We start from the raw sequence: 21572 nt of genomic DNA, 5'->3' as shown, positions 1-21572 counted from the left end.
AACCTCGATAGGCGCTACCTCCGCTTTATCGAAGACAGGCCGGAGTTCAATCTACGTAGCAAGCGAACCTGTGAACGTCGACTTGAAGATTACGTTCTGCCCCGGCTAGAGGCCGCAATCATCAAGGAAATTGAGGCCAATACAGCGCTGCAACAAGTCAATGAAGCGGAGTCAGTGAGAAATGCGAGCGCCGCCACCGATCCGAGTGTTGAGCAGATTACACCTGGCCTTCCGACAGCAGCGGTCAATCCGAGAGACCCGGACAGGCGATCTGCACGACAGAAAGAGCCGATCGAGCCCGCTATTTCCCTACTACAGAATTGGCCAGCGCCAGCGGCAGCTACCTCTTTAAATGCCGCCGTTGTTACCAATGAGGATAGATCCCTCCGAGACTTGATTGACGGTCTTGCGGAAAGTGTGCAGCGGGAGAACGCCGTGCTCCGCCATCTGCTCACCGGTTTTGATGAGCTGCCTGTCGGACTAGACTACCTACAGGGAGAGGTTCATAGACCAGACAGCCGATGGTCGCCTTCTTCCGAGTCCGATAGACTGAATGGCACTGGCGTCGTCGAACTAGCAGAACGTTTTCAGGCCGGCGAGATCGGCCAGCTTACAGTCCTTGGCGAAGCAGGCGCGGGTAAAACCACGATGCTAGTCTTACTAGTCGATCATCTGCTCGTAGCGCGAGGTCCTGACGACCGTATTCCCATCCGTTTCCCATTGGCGTCGTGGAATCCAGCGAAGATTGACCTCTATAACTGGATGGCGCGTCGTTTCCAATTTGAGTATCCGGAGCTTGCTGCCCTTCTCGGGAAACTCGATGACGCCCGAATACTCGAATACTTCATGGATCGTTGGGTTCTACCCATCCTGGACGGGATGGACGAGATTCCCGCCAAAATCCGAGAAGAGGCTGGCGGAGTCCTTGCCGATATATTTGGATTTTTGCGACCAGTCATCATTACTTCACGCGTCGCTGAGTACGACACTCTAGAGCGGAAACCGCTGCCTAGAGCCGAGCTTGCCCGCATCCGGCCGCTCCGAGTCGATCAGATTAGGGCGTCTTTTTCGCGCGCTGGTAGGCCCGCGTGGGCTGAAGCTCTTGAGGGCGTGGAGGACAACGACTCTCCGCTCGTGGCGGCACTCAACTCCCCGCTCATGGTCTGGCTTGCATGTAAAGCATCCGATGAGACAAGTGGCATCTTGAAAATTGGTGAAGTTTCCTTCACATCTGACCACAGCCGCATCAAGCGTCAGCTACTTACAGCGTTTGTCCCTACCGTATTTGAGCGTGCTCTCAGCAAGCATGGTGGCGAAACTGCGATGCTGCGTAGCGATCCAGACGATGCCATAAGATGGCTTACATTCTTTGCTCGCCAATTGCAGCGGAACGAGAGGCGCGAGATAGCATGGTGGCAGATTACAGAATTGGCACCCTCCAAGCGGCTGGCGATTTTTAGCGGTGCTGCGGCCGGAGTTCTGTTGGGCCTTGTGGGCCGTTGGACGCCGAGCATACCTATAGCCGTAGGGCTTTCGCTCGTGTTCGGGTTGTTCTTCGGGGTATGTTTTGGACGCGGCTACTCGGCCTCACGGGCAAGGGTCTCGCATCTATACCGTTTTGCTTTTAGTGGCGATCTCAGAGATAACGACCCCGAGTTCCTTATTCATGCGCAGCGGCTAGGAATAGGTTTAGTCTCGGTATTCTCTCTCGCGGCGTCCTCATCGGGAATCTATTGGGTGATTTGGGGAGATCGACCGCCGGCACTCACCGATGATGTCGTGGTGCGTGTGCTGACGGGACTCGGTATTGGAGTGGTGGTCTCGGCTCTTGTTGGGCTCTTGGGAGGCGTGGCAGCCGGCGTGGTATTGATCGGCAGCTCGAAATTTGATAAGAAGGTCTCGGGCGCGCGGGCAAGTAGCCCCCGTGAAGCCATCAAAAGGGACGGAATGGGTGCAGCTGCTGGCACTGCTATCCTGGGTGCATTGATTTGCGCACTACTGACTACAGCAACGATTCAGTCGGCCCTGCATCAAGGTACATCCGCTGGCGTCTTGAGCGGTATTGCTGGAGGACTTACCTCAAGTCTGCTTTTTGCAGCATGGGTGCGCTTCCGAGTGGCTCATCTATGGCTGGTGATTGCGACCAAACTGCCGCTGCGGCTCGTTGGATTTCTTGAAGAGGCGCATGAACTTGGAGTGCTTCGCCAAACGGCCATATCCTACGAATTCCGCCATGATCTCTTGCAGCGCAGCCTTGCCGGTCTCGCAACAGATCGGCGGTAGAGGTAGATATTTGCGAGGGAGGTAAGATGTCGTATGATAGCTGCAATGGGTAACTTAGAATTCGCCGGCTTAGCTTGTCCGCAAGACATTGTTGTTTTCGGTGCGCCCGGCTCGACCTATGACGACGAAGGAAGGCTGCAAATCTCGCCGGATGGGGTGGCGCGTGCTGATCTTGCCGCCGATTATTGGTGGGCGAATAGTGCGGAATCCGTCGAACCGATACCCGTGACCTGCGTGGCCGGCCGCCCGGCTAAGCGGCAAGGAATGCAGGCTACCGTTGGACAGGCTGAAGCGTATGTCATTGGTCGGCTGCTTACCGATCGGGGCGTGCCCGAGGAACTTGTCAGGCCCAATAAAGCTCACCCTCTTGGGCGGGATTATGCTACAAGCACCGTTGACGAAGTTGGCATCCTAGTGGAGAACGGCTTGACCCCAGTTGACAAGTACACCCCGGACTCGCCGTTGGCGTTAGTCATTCACCGTCGTCACGGAAGGCGGGCGGTCGACATCTGGCGGAAGATTGGCTTCGATTCGAGGCAGCTACAGGTGATTTCGCCGAAGAATCCCGACCCGAAGCTTGAAATCGCTCTACGCCTTGGCTATCGTGCTTGCGTTCTTGGCACGGGCGCTATGGTCTCCCCTGATGTCCTGCGCCGTCGCGAGGAACGCTTCTATCGGATGGCAGGTTTTGTTACTCGCGTTCTGCCAGTGTAAGCGAAGCGCCCAGAACACCTCCGGCATTACTGGAAGTGCTCTGTCTATGCGCTGTACGCATATCCCGCAGTATCGCAAGCGTTACACTTGGTGTATGCCTGATTCCCTTCGCCACCAGCTCACCACCGACGTCCACCTCGTTTTGATTGACGACGACCGAGTCCTCTTCGGCCGCCGCCAGAACACCGGCTACGAAGACGGCGCCTACCACCTGCCCTCCGGCCACCTCGAAGCCGGCGAGTCCGTGGTTATGGCTCTCATCCGTGAAGCCAAAGAAGAAGTCGGCATCACGATCAGGCCGGAAGCCGTGGAGTTCGCCCACGTCATGCACAACTCATCAAGCGGCGGCCGGGCCGCCTTCTTCTTTATGGTGCGCGAGTGGGAAGGCGAGCCGGAGAACCGCGAACCCGAGAAGTGCAGCGAACTGGCCTGGTTCCCACTGGACGCGCTGCCTGAGCATCTGATCGCCTACTGCCGCACCGCCCTGGAACGCATCACCGCCGACCGCCCGTTCTCGATCTACGGCTGGTAGCCGTGACTGGGGATCGTCCCGGCCCGGTGGTCTGCTTCAGCTACCTGGCCGCCGCGTCGCTGTGGAACGTCGAGCGCTTTCCGGAGGCGAACCACGGGGCAGAGGTCCAGCGGGCCGAAGCCTCCATCGCCGCCGATGGCCCCATGGTCGCCGCCGTCTTGGCGGCGCTCGACGTCCCGACGCTCGTGATCAGCAACGGTATCGGCGAAGACGCGCCGGGCGATCAGATCAGGACCTGGCTGCACCGGAACCGGGTGACGACCACCGCTGAGACGGTGCCCGGCATCGCCACGCCGCAGATCGTGATCGTGGCCGACGAGCAGGGCACCCGTACCTGGTTCCCACACCTGCCCGGCGTCCCCGAGGCCCTCACTGTGGTCGACCTCGCGCCGCTGACCGGAGCATCCTTCGCCTACGTCGACTGCTACCAACTGATCGAGCCCGCGGCGGTGCGCGCCATCCATGCTGCACGGACGGCCGGCGTGCCGCTGCTGGTGAACCTCGGGGGTTCGGTTCTGTCGCCGGCTGTGGCCTCGGCCGTACAGGGCTATCCCGACCTGATCATCCAGACCAACGTCGATGACACCGAACACGAAGCCGCCCCGGCCATGGCCGGGGCACTGGTCGATCAGACGGGAGCTTCGTGGGCGGTGGTCACCACCGGGGCATTCGGGGCGGTGGCTGCCGCGATGGATGATCTAGTGACCGTCCCGGCGTTCGAGGTAGAGGTACGGCACACCCACTGTGCGGGCGCGGCGTTCTCCGGCGGGTTGATCTATGGCCTGCTCCACACCTTGCCGATGACCGACACCCTGATCTTGGCTACAGCGAGTGGTGGTCTGCGCTGCAAATGTGCCCACCACGGCCCGCTCCCCGGACTGGAGGAACTCCGAGTGTTCATTTCCGAACATCGGCATGGAGCCGGTCTGGGTAGGCGGGCGAGCCAGGCCTCAGACTATAGATCCGGAGAGTAATCGAAGCGCTACGATTCCCGTCGTAGTGGATGCCCGCCTGCCGGACTCTCCGTCATCTTGATCTTGTCTTGGAATTTACATTGCATTGGCCGGGATTCTGGAGTAGATGAGCCGAGGTCCATCTTGCTAGTTAGCAAGAATTCTTTTTAACTTCCGGGCCAGGTTTAGACCGGAGCACCCTCGGGTAGCTAGCCAAAAGATCGGCATATGAACCTCGGGGGTAAGGCTTGCCACTCCAGCTACGATGGCTCCTCGTGGGGCTGCTCGGCTGCATCACTTTCGCGGCGCTTGTTCTTCTCCTCTTTACCGATGGCCTTGTACGCGTTTGCCTCGCGGTGGTGATGGCTGCCGCCCTCCTAGCTACGCTGTATCTCGCGTTCGGAAGCAGCGGGTATCTCGGCGCGGCCACAGCCGTTGTCGCGGTTGCTACCATCGCCTTTGGACTCCTGACCGTGCTGCCGTCTGACTCGGAGCACGGCCCGAAGGTAAAAGCTGGTTGCAAGCCGGGCGAGACGATCGTGCCCGAGGCGAATGCCGACCTCTCCCAATGGCAGCAATTCGGCAATGGGACGGCTTCTTATGGAGCAAACCTTCTACAGACAGCGCTCGAACCGGGCGACTACAACTCGGCCGGCTGGGCCTTGGACGGAGTCGGCTATTGCGATTACCGTCTGACGTTCACCGTCGACCTCAAGACGCCTCCGCTGACCCTGCCCGAAGGCCCGAACTCCAACCTCGGCTGGGGGTTCGGTGTTGGGACCTGCATGACCATTGGCCAAAATGGTGAACCGATGGGAGCGTACCTACAGTACGGCTTTATTGAATCACCCGATGAGCCGCAGCGTGTCCTCGCGGGGATTGCGAAGTCCGGAGAGTACAACACCTATACCTTCATCAACGGCACGCCGGCGCGCGTGCCCCGGCCATATGTCGCGGGCAAGCTTATAGAGATCGCCTGGACGATCGAAGTGCATGGTCCGACGGCCAGTGCCACTGGGACGGTCGGCGGTGTCCCCGGACCTCGTGTTGTGAAGTGGCCGCTGGCGGACGGCCCTCGTCTGCCCGCGTCCTGTGGCGTCGACGGCGGAAATGGAGTGGCTTTCCGTGTCTGGGGTACGGAGGCCGTGATTCGCTCACCAATGATCACACCGCTGTAGCCATCAGCTAGGCCTCAGCATTTCTCGGTCAGATGCATGGTGCATCGGCCTCAGACAAGGAGCAGCACATGACGAAGAGATCGCCTGGGCGGCACAGAGCGCCGGGCAGGCCGACGGGCAGCCTCGTCCCGCGTAAACTGGCGCGCGCAGGGTTGGTCGTTGCGACAGTTGCCGCCTGCAGTTCGGTTGCCACAGTCCCGGCGCTTGCGGCCGGGCCTGTAACCACCATTCCGAGCTATCCGGCGAGCGGGCCACCCGTGACCATTCCGAATCGGCCTGCCAGCCCTCCTGTCGCTGCTCCCAGCCAGCCCACAACGCGGCAGGCGATGCCAACAGTGCGCTACGGTAGCCGAGGCAGCGCTGTCGTGACGCTGCAGCGCGCGTTGCGTATTCCGGCGGATGGCATTTTCGGGCCCATCACTCTGCGGGCGGTGCGGAACTGGCAGGCATCCCATGGCCTGGTGGCCGACGGTGTCGTCGGGCCAAGGACCTGGGCAAGCCTCGGCTATCGGTAAACGACGGGTGCGGCTCCGGAGACCGCATAGCCGGAGCCGCACCCAGTAATTCACGCCCTGAATGAAATCATCAGAACAGATCCCACTCCCGCAGCATCCCCGCCAGTTCGTCCAGCCGCCCCCGGGTCATCCGCTTGCGCGCTGCCTCGCCGGCCGTCTCCTGTCCCGCTCCGAACTGCCACCAGCGCTCGCCGGTCTTCCGGTCCATGACCAGGAAGCGATCCTTCACAGCCGGCCCCCGGATCACCAGCGACACTGTGTACGGCTCGGCCACCACGGCATGCACCATCGCATGGTGGAGGGCGTAGGCGTAGCCGGCCTGCTCTTGGCGGACCTGCAACGCGGCCAGGCTGCCCGGTTCGGGCTCGGTGTCCACGTCGACGTCGCCGAACAAGTAGTGCCGGTACTCGCCCCGGAGGATCCGGCTGGCATACGACCAGCGGTGGTTGTGCGGGCGGTCGAAGTGGCCGGGCAGGAAGACATGCAGCCGTACCCGGATGCCGGCGCGGTCCTGGTACAGCACGATCTTGTCCAGGATGTCGTAGTGCTCGCACAGGGCCAGCAGTTCTGGCCGGTCCGGCAGGGTGATCAAGGCATCCCGCACCAGACTCGGGTCCTCGGCCAGCTGGGTGAGCGCCTTCCGGGTGGCGTGCTCCACGGCGTCGATGTCGTTCCAGTTCAGCGCATGCAGCGGTTCGATGACGTGCTCCATCTGGATCTTCTCCTCAGTCTTCGGGCTTGGCGCTGGACTTCCACAGCCGGCAGACCGGCACGATGTCCGGTTCCGCGGCGCAGGACGAGCCGCCCATCACGATCTCTTCGGCCGGGCAGCCGCCCTGGCACGCCGTGGCTTTGCAGCCGCCGCAGGCGCTCGACACCAACGGCCGGGTGAACAGGTCGAACTCGTTGTCACCCCGGTTGAGCACCACCTGGCCGTCCTGCATCCGGGCGAAGTGCAGGTCGGTGTCGAACAGGTAGGAGCAGACGTAGCATCTGCCGTCGGGAAAGATCGAGATCCGGTCCAGCGTCCGCCCGATGCAGCCCTGGTAGCCCTCGGCGGCGTAGCGGTCCATCTGGTCGCGGCGGGCGTACGTCGGCTGGTACCAGACCCGCGTCTGGTAGCCGGGCGCGGTCTGGTTCAGGACGTCGCAAAACGTCACCCACTCCCGGGGGCTCATGGCCATGTCGGCGTTGCCGTGGCCGACGCCGATCGTCGAGAAGACATGGAACTTCACCAGCGACACGCCGATCTCGTCGGCGATGTCCAGCAGCTTCAGGGCGTCGCCCCGGTTGGCCTGGTTGACGGTGCAGATGATCCGGGTGTCGAAGCCGCGTCCCGTCAGTTCGGCCGTCGTCTCCAGCGCCGTGGCGAAGGTGTCTGCCCCGCGCACCCGGTCGTGGGTTTCGGCGCTGCCGCCGTCGAGGCTGACCTGGACGTAGGCGAAGTCCTCCGGAGTCAGCTGCCGGAACTTCCGCGCCGCCGGGAGCTGGGCGTTGGTCGTCGTGATGACGTCCTCGTAACCGAGGCTTCGGCCGAGCCGGATGGCGTCCACGTAGTTCGGGTGCAGCGTCGGTTCGCCGCCCAAGATGGTCAGCTTGCTGCCGCCCATCTTCCGCCAGGTCGTCAGGATGTCCTGGATCTCCGGCAGGGTCAGCTTGAGCGCCCGGTCCAGTCGCTCGCCCATGTAGCAGTGCTCGCAGCGCAGCTGGCAGGCCTCGGTGATGTACAGGTAGACGTTGCGGAAGCGCCCGTAGGCGATCCGCTCGATCCGCTCCGGCGCAGGCATACCGGCTCGGCGGGGCATCCGGGCGTGGCCGTAGTCGTCATCGGTCCGCAGGCGCGGCGGGTCAAGGTGGACGGTGGTCACGGCTGGCTGCTCCTCGTGAGTAGCACGGTCATGGCTTCGGCGGTCTGGTCAGCGGAGGCTCCGCCATCGAGCTGGGTGACCGGGACGCCGGCCGCGGTGAACGCCTCCCGGATGCCGTCGGCGGTCTGGCGGTAGCGATTGAGCCGCGCACGCAGCAGGCGGGGCGCATCACCCCGGCGGGGGTGGAGGATGCCGCCGCAGCGGGCACAGCGTTGGGCGTCCTCGACGCTCGGCACGGCCGGCAGGCGGGGATCACGGATGGGGTCTCGTTCGCAGCGGTGGCACACCCGGCGCTGGAAAGCCCGCCGGTACAGCGTCGTGGTGTCCGCCGCCAGCTCCACGGCACGCACCGCACAGCCCGGGGCGTGCTGCTCCAGCACTGTCAGGAAGAAGCGCACCTGCGCGCCGCTACCGGGGAAGTTGTCGAACAGCACCGTGTGCGCCGCGCTAGCCGAGGCCGTGGCCTCGATGTAGCCGCGTAGTGCCGTGACCACGGTGAAGTCGTCGATCCAGCCGAGTCGTTCGGCGCTGGTGGCCGTGGCCGCCAGGATGGTCTCCGGCACATGCTCCCGAAGCCGGAAGACAGCCCGACCCGGTAGCGCACCGAGAGCCGCGGTCAGCGTCGTCTTGCCGGCAGCCGGGGGGCCGAAGACGGGTACGGCCAACGCGAGGGCCACGGGATAACCCCCTTTCGCGCGGGGGATGCCGCCGGGACGGCCGCCATCGCTGGCACGGCCGTTCCCGGTGGTGTCATCCCGGGTTCACTGCGGGTTGGTGATCGAACGGCCTCAGCGTCTGCCGCCGAAAGCGGGGCGACTACACCGAGAAGCGGTGACCGGCATACGCGGGACGCATAGACCCTGCTACCGGCGGTGTTACCGTCGTGGTGTTGACCTTGGCTCTGGCGCGTACAGGGAGGGAGACCACCCGGCGATGACGACCGCGCCCCGCTTACGGCACTGTTCGCGCTGCGGCCACCGGCTCGCCGCCGACAACACCAAGGCCATGTGCAGCCCCTGCCAGAGCGCCGCCCTCGACACCCAGGCTCGGCCGCCGGCCGTCCGCTCAGAGTTCTGGGCACTCGACCAGATGCGTGATGCCCTGGCCACCTGGCACATGGGGCGGGTGATCTTCGCCTACCGCCACCATCCGCACCACGGCTACACGTTGCCCCAGGAACTGGTCGGCACATGGCTCGGCCTCACCCAGGCTCAGCTCAGCCGCATCGAGAACGGCCGCGCACCCGAAGAACTGAGCAAGCTGATCCGCTACAGCCAGATCCTCGGCATCCCGGCCGAGCTGCTGTGGTTCGACCTACCCGGCGAACCGCGTGCCCGGCAACCAGCCCAAGCCCGCCCGCCGATCTTCCTGCCGGTCGTGGTGGGCGGCCGGGAGATCACCCTGCCCATCGACGCCGGAGCCGCCGAGACGGCCGGACTGGAGAGGCTGATCACCAGTACCGGCCACGCTTCATCCGAGCGCCAGGCCGCCCGCATCCTGCCCTTTGCCGGGGTGGATGAGCTGCGGCACATGGCCGCCGCGCTGGAGGACGCCCGCCGCTACTTGGATGGCTCGGTTGTCGGCTTCTTCGCCCAGCAGTTCGAGCGATGCAAGGGGGACGACGGCCGGCTCGGACCATTGCGTGTCCTCCCGATGGTGCTCGGCGTCCTGGGGGCGATCCAGCAACACGCCCGCGACGTCCGGCCGCCGGTGCGGCGGGAACTGCTGGCGGTCGGCGCGGATGGTGCGGAGTTCGCCGGCTGGCTGTACCGCGACCTCCACGACCCAGCGTCCGCAGCCCATTGGTATGACCGCGCGATGGAGTGGGCGCAGGAAGCCCAAGACGCCCCGATGCAGGCGTACGTGCTGGTCAAGAAGTCGCAGATGGCCTACGACGGCCGCGACCTGGCCCGGACGTTGACCCTGGCTGAAGCCGCCAGCCGCGTGTGCCCGGCCGCGCCGCCATCTGTCCAGGCCGAGCTGTTGCAACAGGAGGCACTGGCCTTGGCGACCCACGGCGAACCGCTGCCCGTGATCGAGCGCAAGCTGGACGCCGCCCGCGTGGCGTTCGGCGAAGCCTCGCGGGATACCGAAGCCGCCGGCCAACGGGTCACCACCGCCACGCTGCAACTGCGTGCCGCCGCCGTCTACACCGAGGCCGGGATTCCTGACCGGGCAGCCGGGATCTTCGCGGACATCCTGGCGGGGAACAGCCTGTCCCGCCGCGACACCGGCCTGTTCGGGGCGCGCCGGGCGGCAGCGCTGGCTCTCAGCGGCCACCCGGACGATGCCGCTGCTGTCGGCCTCAACGCCTTGCGGATCGCGCGGGCAACCAGTTCGGAGCGCACGACGGCCATCTTGTCGGACGTGGCACGGACGTTAATGCCCTGGCGGTCGCGGCCGGGGCCGCGGGAGTTCCGGGAGGCGATGGGGTCGTAGCGATTGCCTGCGGTGTGTGCGCTCGTCTGTGAGCGAGATGGCGCAACTACTCTTCGCAGGGAAGTCGATATCCGCTGTTACGGATTGCTGTCGGTGGACAGCCCTGCGTGCATTGGTCGCATCTCGACAGAGCCGACTCCACCGCAACCTGTAGACTGATCAAGACGGGATTGGTGTAGCGAAACCAATCTGATCCTGGTTGCCTACCGAGGGCTTGGAATGGCCAACGCTTCACCATCTACGGACGTTGCTCGACCGCATCTTAGTGGCCACGAGCTGTCTGGCCGATCCGCTCTTGCGGCCGAACTGAGCCGGATGCCGACGAAGTTGCGGCACACCCTCCTGCTGGATGACGTCGTGATCGTGTTCATTGACGCGGTGGTCGCGACGGCGAAACTCATGCTCGACGACAATGACAGTCGTCCGTGGCGTGAGAGAATCTACGACTTTGAGCTGATTTTTTCGGGTCTGGACGAGGAGCGTGTCCAGATGCTGACCGACGGGCTTAACAAGCTAAGCGAAGACGGCAATGAGATTGCCGCGAGAATAAAATCCCAAGGATACCAGATTTTCGTTCGACGACTCGTCGGGACTGCGCGATACGACCGCCTCGTGAAAGCGCTCAAGAGTGACGGAGCAGTAGCGATCCTCGCTGCGCGAAGAGTCACGCGACACATAATGCCGCTGGCCCTCGCGCTGGATGACTGTGTCGTGCTACTAACCCCGGACCAGATTGCCCGTGTCGAGGGTCTGAGTAAACTCAATCATTCCATGCTGCAACTCACTCTGATAATCGACGATGCCCTGGAAGGGGTGATAGCCAAGGGCTTCTCACTCGAATCCGTTCCTGCGCGGGAAGGAGAGGCCGGCACACTTGGTGCCGACTTACAGCGACTTGCCGACCAGCTGCATCAGATCATAGAAGGCCGCACGCGGGACGCACTCATAGCCCTCAGCGCAAGGCTAGCTCGAAAAATTCAGGGTGCCCGCGATGTGCTCGACACCTCAGCGGACGGTGTCTCTCAAGCCGCCAACTCGCTGGTTGAAATGCTGGACCGCATGCTGCGTAACGCTTTTCAGCGAGAATTTGTCTTGGAGTGGGTGCGTCGAGAGGCTCCGAACAAGCGTGATCTGACATATGTTGATCATTATGGCGTAGTGCAGCCCTCGAAGCGAGGGCAGGCCCTGTGCTTGGTTTACGCAGGTCAACCGATTCCGCATCCATCTCCGATGCATGAGCTCGCGGCCATGGGCGTAGCGGAAGTACGAGGAGCGCTTCAAAAATTGAAGCATGCAGACTCTGGGAGAGAGGAGGAGATCGATGAGGTGAGGAAGCTAATGGCCGCCATCGAAGGTTTCATCACCTTTACAATTCAGGTCGGCTGGGTGGGTGTGGATGAAGAGTCGCTGTCAACACTGCGGGAGCGGCTCGGCGCCTAATTTCGGGGCAGTCGACAGCGGATGCAAATCCAGCATTCCGGCGAGTAGCCTACGGCCCTTGGAAGATGGGCGCCGACCTACGAGGCGTTTGTCACCCACTGAGCCACCGTCCGGATGACGTACGCCTGCCACTCCTGGCTCTGGGGCTGGAGGTACTGGGGATCGTCGTGGACGGCGAAGCCGTGCTGCGAGCCCTCCACTTCCACTAGCTGGGCCTCTGCCGTGAACTTCGCCAGTGCCGCACGCGACGACTCGATGGGTACCAGGGTGTCCTTGGTGCCGTGCACCAGCAGTGTCGGCGCGGCGATCTCCCCGATGACCTCGTCCGGCCGCAGCCAGAACACCTCGTTCAGCATCGGCCGGCCGTGCTTGAGCGTCGGCGTGAAGGTGATCGCCCCTTCCTCATCCAGCGTCCGGGCGGCCTCGTCGTCGATGCGGTCGTCGTGCCAGTACGGCCGGCTGTCGATCGTCCGCCACTTGTAGTTGAACTGCGGATTGAGCAGCACCAGCCGTGACACCTCCGCTGGACGCTTGGCAGCGTAGTAGCCGCAGATGCCGCCGCCGAAGCTCGCGCCGAGCAAGGTCATCCGGCTGACTCCGGTGGTTCGCCTGACACTGGCCAGGGCGACCCGGATGTCGTTGAGGATGGAGGACAGCGTCAGTTCTTCCTGCCGTCCCTCGCTCTCCCCGTGCCCCCGTAGGTCGAAGCGCAACGACGCCGCACCGGCCTCGGCCAGTCCGGCGGCCAGGCGGGTGAAGAAGCCGCCTTCCTCACGGGTGACACCGCCGCCGTGAACCAGGACCGCGGCACGCTCGGCCGTCGCCTCTGGCGTGGTTAGCGTCGCCGCCAGCTGCAACCCGTCCAACGTGCGAAGCGAGGTCACGGTCTCGTGCGCGGGCATGGCACTCCTTCGTGCGTCGTGCAGCGTCACTGCCCATCCTCTGGCGGATGGGGCTGTTGGACCAGCACCGGCCCCGCAAGCAGCCTCTCACCTACCGCAGCGACGTCGCCGGCCGCGTCGCTACTTCCAGCACCTGGCCGCCGACGTTGCTGATCTCTACCAGGATGGCTTGCCGTACCGGCAGGGACGGCGAGAGGTGATCCAAGCTTGCGACCAGTACCCCGCAGCCTTCGGTACGCCTGAGCCGGGCCAGCAGTTCCGCCAGGCCCGGCCGCACGATCCGGGCCGGCGGTGTGTGCCGGTCGACGAACACATCGGCCAGTGCCAAGCCTTCGGCCGCCGCGTAGTCGGACAGCTGATCGTGCAGGTGATCTTCCTCGGCCTGGTCGTCGGCGTCCAAGCGGATGTAGCCGTACACGGTCCCGAGCATCTGTCCCTCGATCCTGTCACGGTGGGTGACGCCCCGGGCTGAGGAGTGGGCTCGACCCGACTCAGGGCGCCTGTCGTAACAGTGGATTCAGTAGCGGGACAGCGCTATGCGCGTGAGGTATGAGCAGCACACAGGCCATAATTACGTGTTCTATCAACCGCACCGCGTTAATGGTTTGACATTCGTTCGCAGGGGAACATTGGCGGTCGTACCACGGGCCAACGTCTGCTATCCAGCAAGTTCGGTGGCAGCTGTTAGTATTACAAACCCGGCCTCAAGGCCGGCCTCGAACTCGAAGATCAGGAGCGCCGGGTGGCCAGATGGCGTGCTTCGTTCGTGTCGGCAGTAACTGCGTCCCTGGCACTTGCGGCCCTCCTCGTGACTGGCGAGGAAGCAAGCCCTCCGTTGGCATCGGCTGCTTCTACGAGCCAGGTATACACAGCCGTAGACGCAGATGGTGGCGTCTACTACCGCACCGAACCTAGCTGGGATAAGCCCAACGGTCAGCCTGGCGTCGGTATTTACACGGGTGACAACATCGAGCTTATCTGCGGGCAGTGGGGCGGCCCGGCCGGGCCGTACAACAACACGTGGTGGCACTACGTCCGTAATCTCAGCCGGCCGGATATCGGCGATGGCTGGGTGAGTGACCACAACCTCAATACGCCTAACGCGGCGGGGGATAAGACGCCGGGTGAACCCACCTGTTACGACTCCGGGGCCGCTGTCCAGTGGGCGCTGCTGCATGCGTATGATCCGCAACCCTTCGATGCGGCGTGTTCATTCTTTGTTAGCGGCGCTCTTTGGGCCGGAGGTCTATCCAAGACAGATGAGTGGACCGATGAAGGCGGGCACGGGTTCCTGTGGAGCCATCGGCCAGGAACAGCCGCTGCGACATCAGTCGAGTTGGTTTCATATCTGAGGAAGACCTACAATACTTCCTGGACTGACATTACGGCGAATTTGACTTCGAACAGCGTTCCCCAGGCTCAACCCGGGGATGTCCTCGCTTACGACTGGGAAGGCGACTGGGATGGGCAGGGCGTCAATGGTCTTGACCATCTCGCGTTCGTCGTAGGGATCAAGCCTGGCCAGTATCCTGAGGTTGCGGAATGGGGAACGGTGAATGCCAGTATCCCCGGAACGCATCCGGTAAACTTCTACCTCAAGCGAGGCTGGACCTGGTCCGAAAAGGGTCAAAATTGGCTCCAGGCCGAGCACCCAAATATGCGTGTCTACCTGCTGCAAATTCGCAACTAGGCGGAAGCTCTGCATGGCGGCCGGGGCAGTCTGTTCTACTTTACGACAGCGCGCCCCGTTCGCTATAATTGACCGGAATGAAAGATCGATTAACTGCCGGCTGGTTGCGCAGCCTAGTAATACTGGGTACAGTGCTGTTTACGGCGGTCGGCTGGTGTGGGTTTGTTTCGTGGTCGTCCAGCTCGAACGATGCGGTGACGGCGAAGCCTGGGGCGGAAGTATTTCTCGACTACTTCTATTCCAACCCCTACTGCCTTGTTGATCCGGCGTGCGTCAATCCGCTCGCCACTGCCGCCGATGGTGTGAACGGTGGATTTGCCCGTAGCGAGTTCACTGGCGGGCGGACAATAGGCCGACTGGCCTGGATTCCGAATTACTTCATATTTCTGGCACTGCTGGTAAGTGTGGCCGCAGTAGTAGCGTGGCGTTCGCGGGTCGGCTCTTCTGTCCGAACTTTACTGATGACAATACTCATCTCCTGGAATCTCCTGGAGCATCTGCGCTGGTTTATGTTCGTCGCTGCATCGCCCCACTCCTTAATCCAGGAGGTCGCCGTTACTCTGGCTTTTCTGGTGCTGGCGCTGATCTCGACAGGTATGATTATCGGCATCGCCCGGCTCGTAGCTCCGAAGCGGCATTCGGGTAGCGGAAATAAAGCCCAACGGGTGTAGTGGTACTTGGGCTGAGCAGCATTGGTCAGGTGATCGGCGCCCGCAACCCTCGCACCAGCTCCCCCGGATCGATCTCCAGTGCCCCAGCCAGCTTCAGGATGTTGTGCAGCGAGATGTTCCGCTTGCCCCGCTCCACTTGGCCGACGAACGTCCAATGCAGCCCACAGTCATCCGCCAGCTGCTCCTGGCTCTTGCCCAGCTCATGCCGCCGGGCGCGCACCCGTTCCCCGAATGCTTGGGTGGCTGCGGACAGTGGAGGGGTCGCCATGACGACCCCAACCCCATACGTCTAGCGCCTCTACGCCCAGAGAACATACATCCCATGCATATACGTCCCATGACTCTGCGCCTAGTCTGAGCTTGTCCCTGCGACGTGGGGATCGGCCGAGCCAGCAGCGTGGCTGTCCAGCCGTCAGCGAGACAACTCTCTCGGAGGTGATGGCATGACGATGCAGACCTACGCCCACGGCGGCGACGGATCGGGCGGCGGGGGTACGGGCGGCTGAGCCAGCCCACACCTGCGACACCCCGGCGCGGCGCTCCGACGGCTACACGCGGAGCGTCGCGCCTCCCGTGGGTTCCAAGCAAGATCGCAAACGTGGTAAACTGATCTTGTACATATGACACCCCTGCAACGCCTCTACCGCACCAAGCTCACCCTGCTGGCCGTGATCCTCACGGTGCTCGGCGTGGCGTTGCTGGCGCTGGGGCAGCAGGTGGATCTTCCAGCCGCCGTGCGGTGGCTGGCCTGGCTGCCACTCTCCGAGCTTGGTTCGACCCTCTTCGGCAGCGGCCTGATCGTCGTGGCCTTCGAGTACATCAACGAGCGCGACGCCGACGAACGAGCCAACGAACGTCTCCGGCGCATCCTGAAGGAAGAAGCACCGGCCATCCGTGACGCTGTGATCGACGGCTTCGCCTTCGCGCCGGACGCCCTGGTGAACGTGGCATCGCCAGAGACTCTCGACCGGGTGGTCCGCAACACCTTGGCCATCCAGCTGGGCGACCAGGCCCTGGCTAACGATCTCTATGCCGATCTTCGCCACCAGGTGACGGCCTCCACCGAACGCCGCCAGGACATGCGCGTCTCACTCAGCCTCACCCCGTGGACCAAGGGTCCGTCCGCGGGCGAGGGCAGCATGTTCGTGGCGACCATCCGCCGGGAGTACCGCGTGGAGCTGGCCGAGTCCACCCGTCGGTTCGCCTGCACTTCCGATCTTGATGAGTACCGAGAGCTGCTGCTCGATCCAACGGTCATCGAGGTTCACTACTTCGAGCCCGTCGCCGGGATCGACGCCACCTCACCCGAAGCCTTCGAGCTACTCCAGTTCACCGTTGACGGTCGGCCATGGCCGACCCGCCGGAGCAAGCGCTCCGGCGGACAGTCTTTCGCCGTTACCGTGGGCGGCCGGACGGACGCCCAGCACGAGGTCGAGATCTCCTACACCTACCGGGTGCTGGTTCAGCAGCATGGGCACTTGCTCTACCTTGACTTCGGCGCACCCTGCAAGGGCGTCGACGTGGACTTCGCCTACGGCGGCTGCGGCATCCGGCACGTCAACGTCCTGGACTTCATCGCAGGCTCGCAGCCGACACGTATCTCCCGGAGCCCGAAGGACACTGACCCACCCACCGTCAGCGTGCGGTACGACGGGTGGGTGTTCCCGAAGAGCGGGGTGGCCTTCGCGTGGGTGCTGGAACGGGAGCTGCTGCCTGCGCACGAACCGGACCGCGGTGTAGCGCGAACCCGCACATGAGGGCGGGTTGGAGAGACCTCCTTGACAAGCGTTCCTGGGGTTCGCCCGGTTCTCAGGACGGTTCGAGGCTCACGAACCCGGAAGAGAGGAGTATCATCTTTCCGCGGACAGAAGACTCTTTCTCTTTCAGGATTCTCGGCAGCTCAAGCAGTCGCCGCATCGCTTCCAGGCCGTAACGGATAGCGTCGTCTCGGTGCTTCTTCGCTTCTCGGAAATTCAGATCCCGAGCGCCATGAATTACCTTGCTTCGGAGATTGTATAGACTTTCCAACTTCTTCGTTAGGTCGATTCTGGCCTTGTAATCATTTGGCTCCAGCAGACAGGCCATCGCGCCGCATGTCCGGAAGGTACTTTCGCTAGAACTTCCGAGCATGTTCTCCCAGCAGACCACCGCGTCGATGAATCCGTCAACGAGATCACCTCGAATGCTCGCCGCCGAGAGTAGACGCTTAACGCCGATCTCGATCCGTTCCACTTCTTCCGGACGGATACGGCTCGCCCAGGTTGTTGCGCGTTGGATCGCCTCCGGATCAAGAGTGCTCGTTCCTGAGGGTTCCGCCTGCTGCAGCATCCAGTGTTGTAGTGGAGAGGAGCTAAGCGGGTCTAAGGTTGCCCAAGCTGCCGGGGCTGGGGCGATAAACGTAGGACCGTCTGAAGCCAGCAACAATGCAAGGCGAGTCATCATGAGGTTGACTTCGGTGCGCTTCTGGTAGCCGTCGAACACCGATTGGAAGCGTTCCAGGCGGCGCACCGCAGTCGCAGGAGCCTCGTCTTCAAACTTGCGAATGTCGAGAATCTTGAGCGGGTGAGTTGTCTCAAGCATGCTTTGGGGGTGAAACCCTCCGATGCCTGGAGCGGTGAGGAGGACGCGGTCGGAATCGCGCGCCTGCCGTATAGTGCCGAATGGTGTAACTAGCTCATCTCCGGAGGAGAGTCGTAGGCCATTCAGAGCTATTAGACGCGGAACTTGGACTTCTTCACCGCGGGCCAGGCGGCGGGCTTCGTCCAATACCTGCTCGATCTCGATCAGGTAGCTACCAATGTCTTCGCTGCCATGCAGGATCTGACGGTACCTGGCTCCAGTGAGCAGGGTATCCAGCAATGTCGTCAGTTGGCGGCTTCCGCCGTGTCCGTTCGAAACGGTTATAGCGCTGTGTATACCCAGAGTGTCCCGATCATCGCTGATCCGTTCTGGGACTTCGGGAAAAAGTTTCCGAAGTGCCGGATCGTCAAGTATCGCCTGTCTTAGCACTGCCGAGAGAGGGTGTGAAAATGTATTTGGAGTTATGCCGCCGATAGTAAGCGGCCAATCTTCTGGTTCTGGAAGAAGGAATACCGGCCAGATCTCAATACCCAGTTCCAGCAACTGGCCAAGCAGAGTATCGGCGGTGTCGACTTGAGGTCTATCGCCACCACTAATTTGGCGTAGCGCCGAACACCAAGTCGTACCGATTGTGCCATCGTAGTTCCCAAAGAAAAACTGGAGGTTCAAGCGAAACGTATGCTCATCATCGGCCGTGCGGTGCTGCGCTGCCTGCGCTAGCCGCCCAACAGCGTGCCGCTGGCCATCGTTCAGCGCATCTTTGGCGACACTGAGGTCCTCTAGATCTAACACATACTTCAGGAACGCATCCCCGTATACCTTGCGCAGCTCTTCCACGTGCGCGATCTTACTCTACCGCGGCGATGGAGGATTACCCGGCCCATGCACGGGCAGCGGCATCCGTTGTTCTTAGTGCTGAAGCGAGAGCCGGTGGGGTTGGGATGAAATATTGTACCTCGCACCCCTGGGGTATGATCCGCTTAACCAGCGTGATCCGCATGAACGGGGGCGAAGCAGTGGATGCTGTCGACGAGTTCGGTCCGATCGATCCGGAAATCTTTACGCTGAGTCGAACAAGCGCCAACGAGGTACTTTACGATGGCCCTGCGATCGAGCAAGAAACGGGCCTGGAGTGCCGTCTCGTAATGACCGCGTGCTGGGCTCCGGATCATCGTCTTCGATGGCAGGCCGAATTCAATGAGGATCTGCCGCCGAATTTGATTTACAGCAGTGGTGACTACGGCTTTATCTTGAAGTCCGCTGATGCCTATGTCGATACGCTCCTCGACAAGATAAACGGTTCTCCTGTCGATAGTCGGCGACTCCGAGGTTGGATGGGTCGCAGCTTTGTTGCCGGGCGCTCTGACCAAGCGGCCAGCTACACAAAGCTCCGCTGGGTGAACCTCGCGGACATGGGTGAAGGACTACCGCTAGATCCAGCTGAAGGTGTTGCTGGACACCGTTGGCTCGGACGGAAGCGGTGGATTATCGGTGATTGGGAGATGGCCATAGACGCCCGACCCGATCTTGATGAGACCCTCGAAGAAATCCAGGAAAGCCGCGGGTTCGCGGTTACGCACCTCGCTACGCTTCGCCGAATTGACCGTGCACCCTTTATTCCTGAAGAGCTGGAGCCGGCGCTCTTCGCGTACCAGCTCGCAGCTTCTTTTGCGCTCAGTCGCTGGGCATCGCCAAGCCTCTCCGCTGGAGTGGACGCCTCCGGTGCGGTTGTATGGCGCGAATGGGGTGTGCGGCGCACAGATAGGCTTGAAGGTGTACTTCGCTGGTGGGGTAAAAACCTTGAACCGATCGAAGATATTGTTGATCGGGTGGGTCGCCGAGCCCTACATCCACAATGGGGAATGGCGGCCAGGCTGATAATCCAGGGCTACCTGGCCTCGGCGCACGGCGGGTTCGTCGAGGAGCGGATCACGGTCGGTTTTGCAGCACTCGAACAACTCGGCTGGCAGAGAAATGTCATCGAGGGTGGCGCAGATGAGAAACAGTACGACCGGGGACTGAGTGCGAGCAAGCGGCTGCGAATGGCTCTGGATGCCGCCTCGATCCCCCTTGATGTCCCGGCGAGCCTGCCGGTCTTGCAGGACTTTATAGCGAGCCAGGAAGATAAGGCAGATGACCCCAAGGATGGGCCACGCGCTATTACACTGGTTCGGCATAAGTTGATGCATCCAAAAGATCCACAAATCCTGTATGGACGTAAAGGTCTGGTAACTGAAGCTTGGCAGCTCCTGGAAATCTACATTCCGCTTCTAATTCTCCACTGGGTCGACTACTCGGGTAGGGTAAAGGATCCCGTGATGCTACTTAACGATGCACAAACTATCTGGCCAGTGCCCTGGCCGAAGTCTCCTGCGCCATAGGATCGACGACCCTGGCGCCACCCCCTAGGTTATAGGTGAGCCTTCAGGCCTCTGTCCTGGCCAGTTCGCTACGGGCTTCGTCTGCCCGGCGGGACACCTCTTCCCACTCTCTCCGGGCTGCCTCCCTCGTGCGGATAATCATCCGGCGAGAGCGGCTGCCGTGCAGCTCCGCTGCCGTCTCGGTCAGCACCGGCGTCCGCCCCAAGTCGACCGCTTGCTCGGCCTTCGGGAGCAGTCGGCGCAGTACCGGAAAGTCGCGGCCGTCGCCGAAGGCCAGCCGCCAGATCACTTCGCTCTGGCTGGCCAATGCGGTGTTCCGGACCAGAGCCAGCGCCACTGTCCCAAGCTCGCGTGAGCGTGCGGCAACCTGCCCGCGGATCTCCAGTGTGCCGTCAGGGTCAGGCGCATCGCCAGGGGCGGCGGCTCGCCGATCATTTCCGCTCTCTCCCGGCTCCGGGCCGCCAGGCGCGGGAGCCAAGGTGCCGCCGGCTTCGTTTCCACCATTCCCGTTCTCATGGTCGCGCCGCCGGTAGCCATTCCGCTGAGCCGCGTCGTGTACCGCCCAGTGGTACAGCGTCTCCCGCGTGGCGACGGAGCGTTTCCCGTCCTTGCGGGTGTAGTGCCAGGCCACCGGCTGGCCGGTCTCTTCGTCGGTCTCGGCAACCGGGCAGCCCGTTTCGATTGACTTCAGCCGCTGGGCGTACAGCAGCATCGCGTCCTGCGTAATGTCGTCGGTGACGTCATCGGTGCCGTAGGGGGCGTAGCCGCCCCGCCGTATGGTGGCGCTGCCGTCCATCCGCTTTCGTGAGTGAGAGCGGTCGATAGCCCATCCGTACCGCTTGGCAAGACTATGCAGTTCATTCCAGTCATGCCCGGTCACCCGGGCCATGTCCTCCGGGGTCAGCTTCGCGCCCGGTGTCGTCCCCGGGATCAGGCGGCTGAAGAGATGCGGCGGGGCGTAAGGCGGACTCCCGTTCAGCTCCAGTGGTAGTACGCCGGCCGTGTCGGCTGCCTCGCCGAGTGCCTCGCTATAATATTCACCTCCTTGGCGGTGTGTGGATTCTCCTGTCATATGGTTGGTTCCTTGCTTACGTTTGCTTAATTCTCGGGGTGGCTCATCGACAGCCACATCCGGCCTTGCGTATTTTAGCCAGCCAGGCGCATACCAAAGATCGTTATGTCTGACGATCAATTCACGAAGTTATTCAAGTACATGGAAAAGCGGTTCGACGCCATCGAGGCGGAATTGAGCCGTAAGGCGGATGCCGCTCAAGTGGATAGCGTACTCAATGCCCTGGATGCACTGGCCGATGGCCACGAGGTCGAGGAGCATGAGCGCCTCGCCAACGGCCGCGAGCTTGGCTGGTATGAACGGATGCTCATCGAGAAGCTATCTGCCGATCCCCGTACCAAGGCGGCCGAATAG

Annotated in this window: 21 protein-coding genes; 13 read left to right on the top strand and 8 right to left on the bottom strand. The window is 62.5% G+C overall.

Annotated features, from left to right (window positions below):
* The 6 genes from AB1460_RS14860 to AB1460_RS14835 all read left to right on the top strand — a co-directional run.
* Window positions 1-2283, top strand: a 2283-nt coding sequence (locus AB1460_RS14860; RefSeq protein ID WP_368961839.1) for a hypothetical protein, incomplete at its 5' end; no start/stop codon positions are given.
* A gap of 45 nt (window positions 2284-2328) precedes the next feature.
* Window positions 2329-2997: a hypothetical protein gene (locus AB1460_RS14855; RefSeq protein WP_368961838.1), complete on the top strand. Its 669-nt coding sequence runs from the start codon at window positions 2329-2331 to the stop codon at window positions 2995-2997.
* A gap of 94 nt (window positions 2998-3091) precedes the next feature.
* On the top strand, window positions 3092-3529 hold the full coding sequence (locus AB1460_RS14850) for an NUDIX hydrolase (protein ID WP_368961836.1): 438 nt from the start codon (window positions 3092-3094) through the stop codon (window positions 3527-3529).
* 2 nt (window positions 3530-3531) lie between these two features.
* The gene (locus AB1460_RS14845; RefSeq protein WP_368961834.1) at window positions 3532-4503 is read left to right on the top strand and encodes a carbohydrate kinase family protein; all 972 of its coding nucleotides are present in this window, start codon (window positions 3532-3534) and stop codon (window positions 4501-4503) included.
* A 254-nt stretch (window positions 4504-4757) separates the two neighbouring features.
* Window positions 4758-5660: a hypothetical protein gene (locus AB1460_RS14840; RefSeq protein ID WP_368961832.1), complete on the top strand. Its 903-nt coding sequence runs from the start codon at window positions 4758-4760 to the stop codon at window positions 5658-5660.
* A 32-nt stretch (window positions 5661-5692) separates the two neighbouring features.
* Window positions 5693-6175: a peptidoglycan-binding domain-containing protein gene (locus AB1460_RS14835; RefSeq protein ID WP_368961830.1), complete on the top strand. Its 483-nt coding sequence runs from the start codon at window positions 5693-5695 to the stop codon at window positions 6173-6175.
* A gap of 70 nt (window positions 6176-6245) precedes the next feature.
* Here AB1460_RS14835 and AB1460_RS14830 read toward each other — a convergent pair whose 3' ends face one another.
* The 3 genes from AB1460_RS14830 to AB1460_RS14820 are packed head-to-tail and all read right to left on the bottom strand — an operon-like array spanning window position 6246 to window position 8720.
* Window positions 6246-6887, bottom strand: a complete 642-nt coding sequence (locus tag AB1460_RS14830; protein WP_368961829.1) for a hypothetical protein — start codon at window positions 6885-6887, stop codon at window positions 6246-6248.
* A gap of 13 nt (window positions 6888-6900) precedes the next feature.
* On the bottom strand, window positions 6901-8043 hold the full coding sequence (locus AB1460_RS14825) for a radical SAM protein (RefSeq protein WP_368961828.1): 1143 nt from the start codon (window positions 8041-8043) through the stop codon (window positions 6901-6903).
* Window positions 8040-8720 (bottom strand): hypothetical protein, encoded by a 681-nt coding sequence (locus AB1460_RS14820; protein WP_368961826.1) that lies wholly within the window; start codon window positions 8718-8720, stop codon window positions 8040-8042. Before AB1460_RS14820 ends, AB1460_RS14825 begins: the two co-directional genes overlap by 4 nt.
* 439 nt (window positions 8721-9159) lie before the next feature.
* Here AB1460_RS14820 and AB1460_RS14815 point away from each other — a divergent pair, with 439 nt between their 5' ends.
* Together AB1460_RS14815 and AB1460_RS14810 are read left to right on the top strand one after the other, a co-directional pair.
* The gene (locus AB1460_RS14815; protein ID WP_368961849.1) at window positions 9160-10482 is read left to right on the top strand and encodes an XRE family transcriptional regulator; all 1323 of its coding nucleotides are present in this window, start codon (window positions 9160-9162) and stop codon (window positions 10480-10482) included.
* A gap of 315 nt (window positions 10483-10797) precedes the next feature.
* Entirely contained in the window at window positions 10798-11922 is a 1125-nt protein-coding gene (locus tag AB1460_RS14810; RefSeq protein ID WP_368961824.1) for an SGNH/GDSL hydrolase family protein, read from the top strand.
* Window positions 11923-11999: 77 nt separating this feature from the next.
* Here the strand turns inward: AB1460_RS14810 and AB1460_RS14805 are convergent, their stop codons facing one another.
* Together AB1460_RS14805 and AB1460_RS14800 are read right to left on the bottom strand one after the other, a co-directional pair.
* Entirely contained in the window at window positions 12000-12824 is an 825-nt protein-coding gene (locus AB1460_RS14805; RefSeq protein WP_368961848.1) for an alpha/beta hydrolase, read from the bottom strand.
* A 91-nt stretch (window positions 12825-12915) separates the two neighbouring features.
* Entirely contained in the window at window positions 12916-13254 is a 339-nt protein-coding gene (locus AB1460_RS14800) for a recombinase family protein (RefSeq protein ID WP_368961822.1), read from the bottom strand.
* A gap of 312 nt (window positions 13255-13566) precedes the next feature.
* On the opposite strand from AB1460_RS14800, the gene AB1460_RS14795 reads away from it, so the two are divergent.
* Both AB1460_RS14795 and AB1460_RS14790 read left to right on the top strand, forming a co-directional pair.
* Entirely contained in the window at window positions 13567-14514 is a 948-nt protein-coding gene (locus AB1460_RS14795) for an amidase domain-containing protein (RefSeq protein ID WP_368961820.1), read from the top strand.
* Between the two features lie 77 nt (window positions 14515-14591).
* Complete coding sequence (locus AB1460_RS14790; protein WP_368961819.1) at window positions 14592-15185, top strand: hypothetical protein; 594 nt, start codon at window positions 14592-14594, stop codon at window positions 15183-15185.
* A gap of 25 nt (window positions 15186-15210) precedes the next feature.
* Here AB1460_RS14790 and AB1460_RS14785 read toward each other — a convergent pair whose 3' ends face one another.
* Entirely contained in the window at window positions 15211-15453 is a 243-nt protein-coding gene (locus tag AB1460_RS14785; RefSeq protein ID WP_368961817.1) for a helix-turn-helix domain-containing protein, read from the bottom strand.
* A gap of 412 nt (window positions 15454-15865) precedes the next feature.
* Here AB1460_RS14785 and AB1460_RS14780 point away from each other — a divergent pair, with 412 nt between their 5' ends.
* A complete protein-coding gene (locus tag AB1460_RS14780) occupies window positions 15866-16942 on the top strand; it encodes a hypothetical protein (protein WP_368961815.1) in 1077 nt (358 codons plus the stop codon).
* A 52-nt stretch (window positions 16943-16994) separates the two neighbouring features.
* Here the strand turns inward: AB1460_RS14780 and AB1460_RS14775 are convergent, their stop codons facing one another.
* Window positions 16995-18602: a hypothetical protein gene (locus tag AB1460_RS14775; protein WP_368961814.1), complete on the bottom strand. Its 1608-nt coding sequence runs from the start codon at window positions 18600-18602 to the stop codon at window positions 16995-16997.
* A 152-nt stretch (window positions 18603-18754) separates the two neighbouring features.
* Here AB1460_RS14775 and AB1460_RS14770 point away from each other — a divergent pair, with 152 nt between their 5' ends.
* On the top strand, window positions 18755-20146 hold the full coding sequence (locus AB1460_RS14770; protein WP_368961812.1) for a hypothetical protein: 1392 nt from the start codon (window positions 18755-18757) through the stop codon (window positions 20144-20146).
* A gap of 43 nt (window positions 20147-20189) precedes the next feature.
* Here the strand turns inward: AB1460_RS14770 and AB1460_RS14765 are convergent, their stop codons facing one another.
* A complete protein-coding gene (locus tag AB1460_RS14765) occupies window positions 20190-21218 on the bottom strand; it encodes a hypothetical protein (RefSeq protein ID WP_368961811.1) in 1029 nt (342 codons plus the stop codon).
* A 105-nt stretch (window positions 21219-21323) separates the two neighbouring features.
* Here AB1460_RS14765 and AB1460_RS14760 point away from each other — a divergent pair, with 105 nt between their 5' ends.
* Window positions 21324-21572, top strand: coding sequence for a hypothetical protein (locus tag AB1460_RS14760; RefSeq protein ID WP_368961809.1), 249 nt, complete (start codon window positions 21324-21326; stop codon window positions 21570-21572).

It is taken from the genome of Parafrankia sp. FMc2, assembly GCF_041008525.1.
Taxonomy (GTDB): Bacteria; Actinomycetota; Actinomycetes; order Frankiales; family Frankiaceae; genus Parafrankia.
The sequence above is the reverse complement of the archived record's forward strand: the minus strand, read 5'-3'. Positions and strand labels throughout refer to the sequence as shown.